The sequence below is a fragment of the Mesorhizobium sp. Arg314 genome (assembly GCF_053714275.1).
In genome coordinates, this window is record NZ_JBSKBP010000006.1 from 163,481 (window position 1) to 177,005 (window position 13,525).

At 64.7% G+C, this 13,525-nt stretch carries 8 protein-coding genes; 3 read left to right on the top strand and 5 right to left on the bottom strand.

Annotated elements, in window-relative coordinates; translation table 11 throughout:
• Window positions 1-34: 34 nt before the first annotated feature.
• From ACWGS9_RS08930 to ACWGS9_RS08945, 4 genes are all read right to left on the bottom strand, one after another.
• Complete coding sequence (locus ACWGS9_RS08930) at window positions 35-3,184, bottom strand: efflux RND transporter permease subunit (protein ID WP_454504891.1); 3,150 nt, start codon at window positions 3,182-3,184, stop codon at window positions 35-37.
• 246 nt (window positions 3,185-3,430) lie between these two features.
• Complete coding sequence (locus ACWGS9_RS08935; RefSeq protein WP_454504963.1) at window positions 3,431-4,567, bottom strand: efflux RND transporter periplasmic adaptor subunit; 1,137 nt, start codon at window positions 4,565-4,567, stop codon at window positions 3,431-3,433.
• 85 nt (window positions 4,568-4,652) lie between these two features.
• Window positions 4,653-5,258 (bottom strand): TetR family transcriptional regulator, encoded by a 606-nt coding sequence (locus ACWGS9_RS08940; RefSeq protein WP_454504892.1) that lies wholly within the window; start codon window positions 5,256-5,258, stop codon window positions 4,653-4,655.
• 419 nt (window positions 5,259-5,677) lie between these two features.
• Window positions 5,678-7,342 (bottom strand): acyl-CoA synthetase, encoded by a 1,665-nt coding sequence (locus ACWGS9_RS08945; RefSeq protein ID WP_454504893.1) that lies wholly within the window; start codon window positions 7,340-7,342, stop codon window positions 5,678-5,680.
• Between the two features lie 204 nt (window positions 7,343-7,546).
• Between ACWGS9_RS08945 and ACWGS9_RS08950 the strand changes: the two genes are divergently transcribed.
• The 3 genes from ACWGS9_RS08950 (at window position 7,547) to ACWGS9_RS08960 (ending at window position 11,927) form a co-directional block, all read left to right on the top strand.
• A complete protein-coding gene (locus tag ACWGS9_RS08950; protein WP_454504894.1) occupies window positions 7,547-8,512 on the top strand; it encodes a sugar-binding transcriptional regulator in 966 nt (321 codons plus the stop codon).
• Between the two features lie 84 nt (window positions 8,513-8,596).
• Window positions 8,597-10,651 carry a bifunctional aldolase/short-chain dehydrogenase gene (locus ACWGS9_RS08955; protein WP_454504895.1) on the top strand — a complete coding sequence of 685 codons (2,055 nt, stop codon included), beginning with the start codon at window positions 8,597-8,599 and terminating at the stop codon, window positions 10,649-10,651.
• 211 nt (window positions 10,652-10,862) lie between these two features.
• Window positions 10,863-11,927, top strand: coding sequence for a D-alanine--D-alanine ligase family protein (locus ACWGS9_RS08960; protein WP_454504896.1), 1,065 nt, complete (start codon window positions 10,863-10,865; stop codon window positions 11,925-11,927).
• 57 nt (window positions 11,928-11,984) lie between these two features.
• On the opposite strand, the gene ACWGS9_RS08965 is transcribed toward ACWGS9_RS08960, so the two are convergent.
• Window positions 11,985-13,493: a winged helix-turn-helix domain-containing tetratricopeptide repeat protein gene (locus ACWGS9_RS08965; protein WP_454504897.1), complete on the bottom strand. Its 1,509-nt coding sequence runs from the start codon at window positions 13,491-13,493 to the stop codon at window positions 11,985-11,987.
• Window positions 13,494-13,525 lie beyond the last annotated feature (32 nt).

A 13,525-nucleotide genomic window follows, 5' to 3' on the forward strand; every position in this document is an offset into this window, starting at 1 on the left:
CAAAACCGCCGCGCGCCCTTTCGGGATCATGCCCTTACTCCGCAGCCAAGGCCAGCTGCGGTCTTTCAATGCCCTCGATCTGTTCAGGCTCGGGCGCCTGCTCGTCGGTCTTGGCCTTCTTGGGCGCGCGGCCGAAGAACAGGGCATAACCCGCCGGCAGCACCAGGATGGTGAGGACTGTCGCGACGAGAATGCCGCCCATCATGGCGTAGGCCAGCGGCCCCCAGAAGACGGCGCGCGAGATCGGGATCAGCGCCAGCACGGCGGTCAGCGCCGTCAGCATGATCGGCCGGAAGCGGCGCACGGCAGCACCCACGATCGCCTCCGATCGGTCCATGCCGGCCGCGATATCCTGGTCGATCTGGTCGACCAGGATGATCGAGTTGCGCATGATGATGCCGAGCAGCGCGATGACGCCGAGGATGGCGACGAAGCCGAACGGCGCGCCGCTGATCAGCAGCGCCGCGGCAGCGCCGATGATGCCGAGCGGGCCGGTGGCCAGGACCAGCATCGACTTGCCGAAATGCTGCAGCTGGACCATCAGAAGCACGACGATGATGGCGAGCATGATCGGCGCCTTGGCCGCGATCGAGGCCTGGCTCTCGGCCGAATCCTCGGCGCCGCCCTGGATCTCGACCTTGTAGCCGGGCGCAAGGCCAGCGCGCAGGTCCTTCATGTCGTTGTACATCTTGGTGACGACGTCGTTCGACTGCACGCCGTCCGGCAGCGTGGCGCGCACGCTGATCGTCGGCAGGCGGTCGCGCCGCCATTCTATGCCCTGCTCCATGACGGGTACGACCTTGGCCACCTGCGACAGCGGCACCGAGCCGCCGAAGTCGGTCGGGATGTAGACCGAGTCGACCGAGGACAAGAGATGGCGGGTCGCCTCCGGCTCGCGGGCGACGATCGAGACCGTCTCCTCGCCGTCGCGGAAGTCGTCGAGCGGCGCGCCGGACATGGTGGCCTGCAGCATCTGGCGGATGCGTTGCGAGGTGACGCCGAGCGCGCGGGCACGGTCCTGGTCGATCACCAGCTTCATCGCCGGCACCGGCTCCAGCCAGTCGTCATGGATGGCGCCGAGCAGCGGGTTGGCCTCGAACTTCGCCTTCACCTCGTCGGCGATGCGGCGCACCTCCTGGCGGTCCGGACCCATGACGCGCATCTGCACCGGCCAGCCCGTCGGCGGACCGAGGAAGAGACGGTCGACCTTGCCGCGAATGGAGGGGAAATCCTTTGCCAGGATGCCGCGCATCTTCACGATCAGCCGCTCGCGCGCCGGCTCGTCCTTGGCCATCACCAGCAGCTGAGCGAAGTTCGGGTTGCGGAGCTGCTGGTCGAGCGGAAGGAAGAAGCGCGGGGCGCCTTCGCCGATATAGGTGGCGATAAACCGCTTGTCGGGATCGTCCATCATCTTGGCTTCCAGCGCCTGGGCCTGCTTCTCGACCTCCTTGATCGAGGTGCCTTCCGGCAGCCACAGGTCGACCAGGATTTCCGGACGCGACGACTGCGGGAAGAAGTTCTGCGGGATGAACTGGAAGGCCCACAGGCTGGTGGCGAAGGTGACCAGCGTCATCACCAAAACGATGATGCGATGGCGCACGGCCCAGGTGACGGTCGCGCGCAGGCGGCGGTAGAAGCCGGTGTCGAAGACATCGTGATGGCTGCCGGCGTGCTTGCGCTGCTTCAGGATCATGTAGCCCAGCCACGGCGTGAAATAGACCGCGACGAACCACGACACGATCAGCGCGATGCCGACGACATAGAAGAGCGTGCGCACATATTCGCCGGCGGTCGACGCCGCGAAGCCGACCGGGATGAAACCCGCCGTGGTGATCAGCGTGCCGGTGAGCATCGGGAAGGCGGTCGAGGTATAGGCGAAGCTCGCCGCCTCGATCTTGACCAGCCCTTCCTCGAGCTTTCGCTCCATCATCTCGACGACGATCATGGCGTCGTCGACCAACAGGCCGAGCGCGATGATCAGCGCGCCGAGCGAGATGCGCTGCAGGTCGATGCCGATCTCGTACATGATGGCAAAAGTCGCGGCGAGCACCAGCGGGATGGCGATCGCAATCACCAGGCCGGAGCGCCAGCCGATCGACAGCAGCGAGACGGCCAGCACGATGAGCAGCGCCTCGCCGAGCGCTTCCATGAATTCGTTCACCGCATCCTTGACGACCTCGGGCTGGTCGGAGATCTGATCGACCGCGACACCGTAGGGCAGCCCAGCCTCGAAGCGCTGGTAGGTCGCCTCGACACCCTTGCCGACATCCCTGACGTTGAAGCCCTTGGCCATGACGACGCCGACCTGGACGCTCTCGTGGCCGTTGAAGCGATATTTGCGCTCGTAGGGATCCTCAAGGCCGGAAGAGACGGTGGCGATGTCGCCGAGACGCGTCACCTGATTGCCGGAGCGCAGCCTCAGTTCGCGGATGTCGGCGGCCTTGGTGACGTCGCCCTCGACCGAGATGCGCACAGAGCGCAGGCCGGTGTCGACCGAGCCCGCCGGATCGACGGCGTTCTGCCCTTTCACGGCGTTCTGCAGGTCGACGATGGTCAGGCCGCGCTCGGACAGCGCCTTGGACGAGACGTCGATGTAGATCTTCTCCGGCTGGTCGCCGATGATGACGGCTTTTTCGACGCCCGGCGTCGTCAACAGCATGTCGCGCGCCTGGATGGCGAATTTCTTCAACTCCGGGTAGGTGAAGCCGTCGCCGCTGATCGAATGCAGGGTAATGAAGGTATCGCCAAACTCGTCGTTGAAATAAGGACCAAGCAGGCCCTGCGGCAGATCGCTGGCGATGTCGCCGACCTTCTTGCGCACCTGGTAGAAGGCGTCCTTCACCTCCTCGGCATTGGTGTCGCCTTTCACCTGGAGCGTGATGATGGCGCTGCCGGCTCGCGTGTAGGAGCGGACGAAATCGAGATGCGGCGTTTCCTGCAGCTTGCGCTCGATCTTGTTGACGACCTGGTCCTCCATGTCCTGGATCGAGGCGCCCGGCCAGATCGCCTGCACCACCATGACGCGGAAGGTGAAGTCCGGGTCTTCCTTCTGGCCCATGCGCATGAGGCCGAGGGCGCCGGCAAGGATGATCAAGCCGAACAGGAAACGCGCGATGCTCGGATGTCCGATCGCCCAGCGCGAGAGGTTGAAGGGCCGCTTTTCAGTGCTGCTGTCAGTGGTCATGGCGCAAGTCCAGTCCAATTGATCGGCAATGCCAGCTTGGCATTGCCCGTGAACTCTCGGTCGGGCTTCCGGGCGGCGAGACCCCTCAAGCGGAGAGAGACTCGCAAATCGCGCTGGACGCGGCACTGCTGCGGGGGAGCCAACATGCCGGCATCTCACGATCGGGCGTTCGCCGCCCGGAACCCATGCCCTCCCCGGCTCGCGGCTTGACGCCGCGAGAGCGGGAAAGGCGTCTGTTACGCCTGGTTAGCGCAGGCTGCTGGTGTTGGTGACGTCCCCTTCCGCCGAGGCGGATTGCTGAGCGGCGTCGCCGGAAAGCTTGACCTTCAGGTTCTCGGTCATGAACTGGGTGCCGGCCGCGACCACGACATCGCCCTGCTTCAAGCCGTCGGCCACGGCAACGCCATCGGCGGTGAAGTTGGCGACCTTGATCGGGCGCGGATGCACGGTGTCGGAGGCGCGATCGACTGTCCAGACGATCTGCTTGCCATCCTTCTCGGCCATCGCCGTCAGCGGGATCGACACAAGCTGCGTCTTGCTGCCGACGGTCGCCTGGACATTGGCGGTCATGCCGAGCAGCACGCGCGGGTCGTTGGGCAACGAAACCCGGACCGCGAAGGTGCGCGACTGCGGATCGGCGCTGCCGGCGACCTCGCGGACCTTGCCCTCAAGGGTGAGCCCTTCGTCCGACCAGAAGCCCGCCTTGACCTCTTTGCCGGGCTTGAAGCCGGCGATATCCATTTCCGGCACGGCGATCGACACTTCCTTTTCGCCATCGACCGCGACGGTCATCACCGGCGTGCCGGCGCCGACGACCTGGCCGACATCGGCGGAAATGGCGGTGACGATGCCGGCCTGGCCCGCCTTGAGATCGGTGTAGTGGACCTGGTTCTGCGCCTGGGCCAGCGTCGAGCGGGCGGCATCGCGCGTCGCCACGGCCTGGTCGTAGGTCAGCCGCGCCTGATCGAGCTGCGACTTCGGCGCGAAATTCTTGGCATAGAGCTGCTCGGCGCGCTTCCTGGCGAGATCGACGGTTTCGACCTGGCGCTCGGCGGCGTCGAGGCTCGCCTGCGCGCTCTTCACCGACAGCTCGTAGTCGGAAGGGTCGACGCGAGCGAGCACGTCGCCCTCGTTCACATGCTGGCCGATATCGACGAGGCGCTCGGTGACCTTGCCGGCGATGCGGAAGCCGAGATTCATCTCGGTGCGGGCGCGCACCGAACCGGAATAGTCGAGCAGGCGGGTGGTCTGCGCCTCGCCGATCTCGACCACCTTGACCGGCCGGAGGACTTCCTGAACGACCTCGGCCTTCTCCTGGCTGCAGCCGGCAAGCCCGAGCGCTGCGACGATGATGCCGACGGCCGGGAGGCCGGTGGCCGGCAACTTGCGGAGGATGGAACTGGACAAAGACACCTTAGCACTCCCGAACTGGAGATGATTTCTCGACACCGCACCCGGCGGGCAGCTTCTATTTCAAGGCTCTGATGGCGTAGTCGATAAGTTCGTCGGGCATCGCCCGGTTGGTTTTGGCAAGACACTGCGCCACCATCTGCGGGTGGCAGAGAATGACGGTCGCGGCGCCGAAGCAGCGCGAAGCCGTCTCCGGATCCTGCTGCCTGAACTCGCCGGCCTCGATGCCCTCGCGGATCACCTCGGCATACAGGTCGTGAACGCTGTTGACATGCTTGTCGATGACGCCCCAGTCGCGCTCCAGCGCGACGATGACCATCTCATGGACCTTCTGCTCGTCAAGCATGGTCTCCAGCGTCATCTTGTACTGGGCATGGATGTAACGCCGCAACCGCTCCTCGGCGCTGATCGGCAGGTGCATGATCTCGTAAGCCATCTTGTAGCTGGCGCCGAGCATACGGCCGCAGACGGCCTGGTGGATTTCAACCTTGGAGGCAAAGAAGCGGTAGATGTTGGCGGGCGACATGCCGAGCTCGCGGGCGATGTCGGCAACGTTGGTCTTGCCGTAGCCGTAGTGGCGGAACAAGCGCTCGGCGCAGTCGAGAATGCGGGTCACATTCTCCTGTCTGGCGGGGTCTGCCACGATGTTGGCGGCTTCTGACATGGCACTTTCGTTTTGATGAGTGACGAATTTCAATTTTCATCAGTCGTAAAACGAAAGCAGCAAGGAGTCAACGCGAAATCGACGTACGCGTATAATTTGGTGACAGATGGTGACAGTTGCGAGGAGTCGATGAGCGACGTCGGCGAGTGGCGAGTGGCACCTGTGCCCTCGTCATCCACGGGCGAAGCAAGGAGCGAAGCGACGCGCGTAGACCCGAGGATCCATGCCGGAACGTCGATCGAAAAACGCTACGGATCAAGAGGTTACGCGATCAGCGCCTCTATCCCTTCCCGCTATTCTCGACTGCCGGAGGACGACCGCGCGGTTACGGCATGGATCCCAGGGTCTGCGCGCGTCGCTTCGCTCCTTGCTCCGCCCTGGGATGACGACATCGCGGATGCTGGCGCAAACTGTTGAGGTCAGCTCGAAGAGCGCGGAGGCCGCTCACCGTCCTTCGCCATCTCCCGCAGCCGGAACTTCTGGATCTTACCCGTCGATGTCTTGGGGATTTCGGCAAACAACACCGCCTTCGGCACCTTGAAGCGAGCCAGCAGTGAGCGGCAGTGCTCGATGATCTCGGCCTCGGTGGCGGTCTTGCCGGGCTTCAGCTCGACATAGGCGACCGGCACCTCGCCCCATTTGTCGTCAGCGCGGGCAACCACCCCACACGAGGCGACGGCGGGATGCTTGTAGAGCGCATCCTCGACCTCGATGGACGAGATATTCTCGCCGCCGGAGATGATGATGTCCTTGGAGCGGTCCTTGAGCTGGATGTAGCCATCGGGGTGCATCACGCCGAGATCGCCGGAGTGGAACCAGCCGCCGGCGAAGGCTTCGTTGGTCGCCTTGCGGTTCTTAAGATAGCCCTTCATGACGATGTTGCCGCGAAACATGACCTCGCCGATGGTCTCGCCATCGGCCGGCGTCTCGAGCATCGTCTGAGGGTCCATCACCGTGAGGCCCTCGAGCGAGGCGTAGCGCACGCCCTGGCGGGCTTTCTTCGCCGTCCTTGGGCCCTTCTCCAATCCATCCCACTCATTGTGCCATTCGTTGACGACGGCCGGGCCGTAGGTCTCGGTCAGCCCGTAGAGATGGGTGACGGCAAAGCCGGCGTCGGCCATGCCGGAAAGCACGGCCTCGGGCGGGGGTGCTGCGGCGGTGTTGAAGGTGACGGTCTGCGGAAACGCGCGCTTGTCCTCGTCCTTCGCGTTGATCAGCACCGACATGACGATGGGCGCGCCGCAGAGATGAGTGACGCCGTGGTCGGCGATGGCGTCGTACATCGGCTTCGCCCGTACCCAGCGCAGGCAGACATGGGTGCCGGCCTGCACGGCGAGCGTCCAGGGGAAGCACCAGCCGTTGCAGTGGAACATCGGCAGCGTCCAGAGATAGACCGCGTGCTTGGCCATGCCGGCATGGATGGTGTTGGTGTAGGCCATCAGGGCGGCGCCACGGTGATGGTAGACGACGCCTTTCGGATTTCCCGTCGTCCCGGAGGTGTAGTTGAGCGAGATGGCGTCCCATTCGTCATCGGGCATCGACCAGGCGAAAGCCTCGTCGCCGCCGGCGAGAAAATCCTCATAGTCAGTTGAGCCGATCCGCTCGCCCTTCGGATAGGGGGCATCGGCGGCGTAGTCGGGATCGTCATAGTCGATGACCAATGGCTTGGCCTTGGCCAATGCCAGCGCTTCCTTGACGACGCCCGAGAATTCGCGGTCGACGATCAGCACCTTGCTCTCGGCATGGTCGAGCTGGAAGGCGATGACGGCGGCGTCGAGGCGGGTGTTCAGCGAATGCAGCACCGCCCTGGTCATCGGCACGCCGAAATGGGCTTCCAGCATCGGCGGCGTGTTGGACAGCATCACCGTCACCGTATCGCTCTTGCCGATGCCGCGTTTCGACAGCGCCGAGGCGAGCTTCAGCGAGCGGCGCCAGAAATCACGGTAGGTGATGCGCTGGCTGCCATGGATGATGGCGACATGGTCGGGATAGGTCTTGGCCGCCCGCTCAAGATAGGTCAGCGGCGTCAGCGGCTGGTGGTTGGCGGCGTTCCTGTCGAGATCCTGTTCGTAGGGATTGGCCATCCCGTTCTCCCCAAAGTCCTTTTCGAACGTTCTAACCTTGAGCATGTCGTCGCGCTATCCCCCTCGCATGGCTGAAAATGCTATGCCGCTCGGGCTTGGTGGAATGGCGATCCGGATTGAGCCGCGCCGCGAGGAGATTGTCACTCTGGTTTCCAAGTTTGACTTTTGTCGAGAGCCGTGACTAATGTCAGCCGAGGAGGCGGCATGGCGATCAGACCGGCAGAACAGCTCATCCACAAGGCCGCCTGGCTCTACTACGCCCATGGCCTGCGCCAGGACGAAGTGGCGAACCAGCTCAACATTTCCCGGGCATCGGTCGCCATGTATCTGCGCAAGGCGCGCGAGACCGGCATCGTCAACATCTCGACCTCGACCCAGCTCTTCACCGACGACGTCATGGCGCGCCGGCTGGAAGATGCCTTCGAGCTCGACGCCGTCTGGATCGCGCCGGTGAACGCCTATCTCGCGGACCCTTCGACCGACATCGCGGTGCTGGCGGCGAGCGTCTTTCTCGAGCTTGTCAAAAAGGGCGACCGCATCGGCGTCGCCTGGGGCCGCACCGTCTATACCATCGCCGACATCATGTCCTATGCCGACCTGCAGGACGTCACCGTGGTGCAGCTCTGCGGCAATCTCGGCGCGCCCTATTCCTACCGGCCCGATCAATGCACGATGGAGATCGCGCGGCGGCTGAACGCCAAGGGCCTCAACTTCTACGCGCCGCTGGTGCTGTCGACCGAGGCGCTGGCGCAAGGCCTGCGCGCCGAGCCGGTGATCCGCGACCAGCTCGCCGGCATCGCCGACTGCGATCTCGCGCTCTATTCCGTCGGCGCCGTCGATGCCGACAGCCATCTGGTGAAATGCGGGGCGCTGACGCCGGCCGAGATGGAAGCGCTGCGGAGCCAAGGCGCAGCCGGCGTCATCGCCGGGCAGATCATCGACGCCGCCGGCGAGGTGCTCGACTGCAGCTACAACCGGCGCGTCATCTCCGCCGAGCTCGCCTCGCTGCGCGCCATCGGGAAGCGGCTGATGGTGGTGCAGGAAGATACGAAGTTCGAGCCGCTGCTTTCGGCAATCGCCGGCGGGCTCTGCACGCATCTGGTGGTCGGCGCGCATATGGCCGGGCGCCTGCTCCAGCACGCAGGCGAAGCCGGCAAAAAAGCATCCTAGAAAACTCCCCCTCGCCGCTTCTGTCATCAAGACGTCGCGGCTTTCTGTTCATGAGCAAAAAAGACGGAACTGGACTGGAACGACATGCAGAACCTTTGGAATGACGCCGACGCGGAAAAGATGGTTGCCGATTATGCCAGGAAGGGCGTCGGCCGCGACCTTGCGCTGCGCGTCTACACCACCCGCCTGCTCGGCGGCGAGCCGCGGCTGGTGCTGCATGGCGGCGGCAACACTTCCTGCAAGACCAAGGCCACCGATCTGGTCGGCGACGAATGGGACGTGCTCTGTGTCAAGGGCAGCGGCTGGGACATGGCCGTCATCGAGCCGCAAGGCCTGCCGGCGGTGAAGATGGGCGCGCTGCTCAAGGCGCGCACCCTGGACAAGCTCGCCGACGAGGACATGGTGGCGCTGCAGCGCTCCAACCTCATCGATCCCGCCTCCCCCAACCCGTCGGTCGAAACACTGCTGCACGCCTTCCTGCCGCACAAGTTTGTCGACCACACGCATTCGACCGCGATCCTCGCCATCGTCGACCAGGAAGACAGCGAACCGCTGATCAAGACCGTGTTCGGCGACAGGATGGGTTACGTGCCCTACATCAAGCCGGGCTTCGACCTCGCCAAAGTTGCGGCGGAGGTGTTCGACGCCGACCCGAGCGTCGACGGCCTGATCCTCGACAAGCACGGCATCTTCACCTTCGGCGACGATGCCAGGCAGGCCTATGACCGGATGATCCATTACGTGAATGTGGCCGAGGATTATGTCGCGAAGAACGGCAAGCCGAAGGCGGCCAAGGCGGCGCTGCCGCCGAAGCTCGCCAAGCCGAACGACATCGCGCCGACGCTGCGCGGTGCCGTGGCCGTGGCGCGCGGCGAAGGCCGCTTCGACCGCATGATCAGCGACTTCCGCACGTCCGATGCCGTTATCGATTTCATCAATTCGGCGAAGATCGCCGACTATGCCCGCCGTGGCGTGTCGACGCCGGATCTGTCGATCCGCATCAAGACCGGGCCGATGACGGTGCCGGCGCCCGATGCCGACAGGCTCGGCGACTACAAGTCTGTGGTCCGCAGCCATGTCGATGCCTTCGTCAACGACTACACCGTCTATTTCGAGACCAATGACGCGCTGGACGACGTAAAGCGCACCATGCTCGACCCGATGCCGCGCCTGACGCTGGTGCCGGGCCTCGGCATGTTCGGCCATGGCCGCACGCTGAAGGATGCGAAGATCGCCTCCGATGTCGGCGAGATGTGGATCGAGGCGGTGCGCGGCGCCGAGGCGATAGGCAATTTCCATCCGCTCTCCAAGGCCGACCTCTTCCCGCTCGAATACTGGTCGTTGGAGCAGGCCAAGCTCGCCTCGAACAAGCCAAGGCCGCTGACCGGCCAGGTGGTGCTGATCACCGGCGGCGCCGGCGCCATCGGCGCTGCGACGGCAAAACTGTTCGCAGCCAACGGCGCGCATGCCGCCATCGTCGATCTCGACCCTGCCAAGGCCGCGGAGGCGGCCAAGGTGGCCGGCAACAACTCGATCGGCGTCGGCGCCGACATCACCAATCCGGCCGAAATGCGCGCCGCCTTCGACAAGGCGGTCGCCGTCTATGGCGGCGTCGACATCCTGGTCTCGAATGCGGGCGCCGCCTGGGAAGGCCGCATCGGCGAGCTCGACGACGCCACGCTGCGCAAGAGTTTTGAGCTCAACTTCTTCGCCCACCAGTCCGCCGCGCAGAACGCGGTGCGCATCATGCTGGAACAGGGCACCGGCGGCGTGCTTCTCTTCAACACCTCCAAGCAGGCGATCAATCCCGGGCCGAAATTCGGCGCCTACGGCATCCCGAAGGCGGCGACACTATTCCTGTCGCGCCAGTACGCCCTGGATTACGGCGCCTATGGCATCCGCTCCAATGCGGTCAATGCCGATCGCATCCGCTCCGGCCTTCTGACCGACGCCATGATCGCCAGCCGGTCCGGCGCGCGCGGCGTTTCGGAGAAGGAGTACATGTCCGGCAATCTGCTTGGACAGGAAGTGACGGCCGACGACGTGGCGCAGGCCTTCCTGCACCAGGCACTGGCCGAGCGCACCACGGCGGACGTGACGACGGTGGATGGCGGCAACATAGCGGCAGCGCTGCGGTGAAGAAGTAAGGACACACCCATGGAGCGGTGCGTTGTTTCACGAAAACGACGCACCGCTCCATTTCCTTGCCTTGACGCAGCTCCGGACGGACCATTTCGCACTTGTGCTGAAAAACTGCTTCAACCGGTCAAAATCCCACTCCAATCCTTCGCTTAGTCCTCGAAGGGGGCTGTGTTTCGCATGCGAGCTCCGATCATTGGTGGAGGTGTCCATGACGGAAAAAAGACTGCGCATCGGCGTGCTGTTTGGCGGGCGCTCCGCAGAGCATGAAGTGTCGTTGCTTTCGGCGACCAATGTCATGGCAGCGCTGGATCCGGTGAAATACGATGCCGTGCCGATCTTCGTCACCCGCGAAGGGCAATGGCTGCTGAGCCGCTTCGAAGACGGCGCGCTGGCCACACCGTCGGTTGGCACGCAGCTCTGCCTGGTGCCGGGCGGGCACGGACGAATGCTGGCGATCCCCGCCAGCGGCGCAGCTCACGACATGCCTGGCATCGATATCCTGTTTCCGGTGCTGCATGGACTGCATGGCGAGGACGGCGCGGTGCAGGGGCTGGCCGAAGTGGCGCGCGTGCCGCTCGCCGGCTGCGGCATCCTCGGCTCGGCCACGGCCCTCGACAAGGATATCGCCAAGCGGCTGTTGAAGGCTGCCGGACTGCCTGTCGCACGCTCAGTGACGATCGATGCTGGCGACACGCCGTCCCTTGCCGAGCTGGAAGACCAACTCGGCCTGCCGCTGTTCATCAAGCCGGCGCGGCAGGGCTCGTCGGTCGGCGTGGCAAAAGTCAATGCCAGCCAGGAATTCGATAGAGCGCTGGCGGAAGCCTTCCAGCACGATCGCAAGCTCCTGGCGGAGGAATTCGTCCGTGGCCGCGAGATTGAATTCAGCGTGCTGGAGGCCCCCTCGGGCGAACTCTTCGTCTCGCGGCCGGGCGAAATCGTGCCCGCTGAGAACCACGGCTTCTACAACTACAATGCCAAGTACATCGACGAAAATGGCGCGGCCTTGATCGTGCCGGCCGACCTTTCGCCCGAGGTCGAGGAAGCCATGCGCGATATGGCCGCAAGGGCGTTCAGAGCGCTCGGCTGCGACGGCATGGCCCGCGTCGACTTCTTCCTGGCGCCGGACATGACGTTCCTGATCAACGAACTGAACACCATCCCCGGCTTCACCAACATCAGCATGTACGCCAAGGCCATGGCGGCCAGCGGTGTCAGCTATCCGGAGGTCATCGACCGTCTGGTGGCGCACGGACTGGCGCGCGCCAGCCGGTGAGGCCAAGGCTTGCGGAGTCGGAATCTCGTGAGCGACCAACCGCTCGGGTCGGCGCGTTCACTCCGGCAGGCCGGCCTTGCGGAAGCCATCGACGAAATGCTTCAGCGTCGCGTCGTCGCGGAACGGCTCGGTCCAGACCCAGTGGCTGGTGGTGAAATGCGGGTTGGCGACGAGGAACATCTCGACCTCCGCGCGCGCCTCGTCGAGCCGGCCGAGCTGCGCGAGGCTTGCCGCCAGAAAACGGCGCGAGCTTGTCCGATAGGTTTCGTCGCGGCGCAGCGTCTCGACGGCGGCTTCGTACTCGCGGGCCGCATATTGCGCCGCGCCGAGCGTCAGGTAGTACCAGCTCGGCGGATACGGGTTCAGCCGGAACGCCTTCCGGATGTGCTCAAGGCTGTCCTCGACATGCCCGGCCAGCACTTCGATGTCGGACAATGTCGCCCAGGTGTCGGCCTCGTTCGGATCGAGCTCGATCGCCCTGGCGAATTCGCTATCCGCCTCCTCGAAGCGGCGCTCATAGGCAAGCAGGTTGGCAAGCACCCAGCGGCAGCCGGCATCGTTGGGATCGATCGCGACGGCCTTGCGCGCCAGTTCGACCGCAACGCTGCGGTTTGGCTCGACGGGTTGGCCCCAATGCACCCATCCCATCCAATGGTTCATGGCAAGCCAGCGGTAGGCTTCAGCATAGTCTGGATCGAGCGAGATCGCGCGCGTCAGCATCAGATGCGCTTCGCGCGCCGTCTGCGGTGAATCGTCGATCAGCATGCGTGCCCGCACGCACAGATCATAGGCCTCGAAATTTCGCGGCCGGTTGCGCGCCGGCGGCGCGCGCAGCCGACCGAGCAGTGCTTCAACGATCTTGGCCGTCACCTCGTCCTGGACGGCGAAGATGTCTTCCAGGCTGCGATCGAAGCGCTCCGCCCAGAGATGCTCGCCGCTCACGGCGTCGACCAGCTGGGCATTGATGCGCACGCGCCCGGCGGCGCGCCGTGCGCTGCCTTCCAGCAAGAAGCGCACGCCAAGGCCCTTGGCGATCATGCGCACATCCATCGCCCTACCCTTATAGGCAAACACCGAGTTGCGGGCGATGACGAACAGGCCACCTACCCTGGAGAGGTCGGTGATTAGGTCCTCGGTCAAGCCGTCCGCGAAGGACTCCTGCTCGGGATCGCTGCCGAAGGCCACGAAGGGCAGCACGGCGATCGACGGCTTGTCGGGCAGCGGCAGCGGCCTTTGCTGCGTGCCATCGAGTCTTTCGACGGCGCCGGTGAAGCGGTAGCCGACGCGCGGCACCGTCGCGATCCAGTCGCCACCGTCGACGGCCGGGCCAAGCAGCTTCCTGAGCTGGGCGATCTGGACGGTGAGGTTGCCTTCCTCGACCGCCGTGCTCGGCCAGGCCGCGTCCATCAATTCGGCCTTGGCCAGGATTTCGCCGGGCCGTGCGACGAGGGCCTCCAGCAGCTTCAGCCCACGGTGGCCGGCGGCGACGGGAACATCGCCCCGCAGCAGCGTTCCCGCGGCAGGATCAAACACGAACGGTCCAAAGGCAAAGCGCGATCCCTGCATGCGGCGATCTATAGCCGATTTGGAAGTTTTGA

Bases quoted from the DNA above. Each gene is read 5' to 3' on its own strand.
- ACWGS9_RS08950 (WP_454504894.1), top strand. From the start codon at position 7,547: ATGGCGATCAGACCGGCAGAACAGCTCATCCACAAGGCCGCCTGGCTC.
- ACWGS9_RS08955 (WP_454504895.1), top strand. From the start codon at position 8,597: ATGCAGAACCTTTGGAATGACGCCGACGCGGAAAAGATGGTTGCCGAT.
- ACWGS9_RS08930 (WP_454504891.1), bottom strand. From the start codon at position 3,184: ATGACCACTGACAGCAGCACTGAAAAGCGGCCCTTCAACCTCTCGCGC.
- ACWGS9_RS08945 (WP_454504893.1), bottom strand. From the start codon at position 7,342: ATGGCCAATCCCTACGAACAGGATCTCGACAGGAACGCCGCCAACCAC.
- ACWGS9_RS08960 (WP_454504896.1), top strand. From the start codon at position 10,863: ATGACGGAAAAAAGACTGCGCATCGGCGTGCTGTTTGGCGGGCGCTCC.
- ACWGS9_RS08940 (WP_454504892.1), bottom strand. From the start codon at position 5,258: ATGTCAGAAGCCGCCAACATCGTGGCAGACCCCGCCAGACAGGAGAAT.
- ACWGS9_RS08965 (WP_454504897.1), bottom strand. From the start codon at position 13,493: ATGCAGGGATCGCGCTTTGCCTTTGGACCGTTCGTGTTTGATCCTGCC.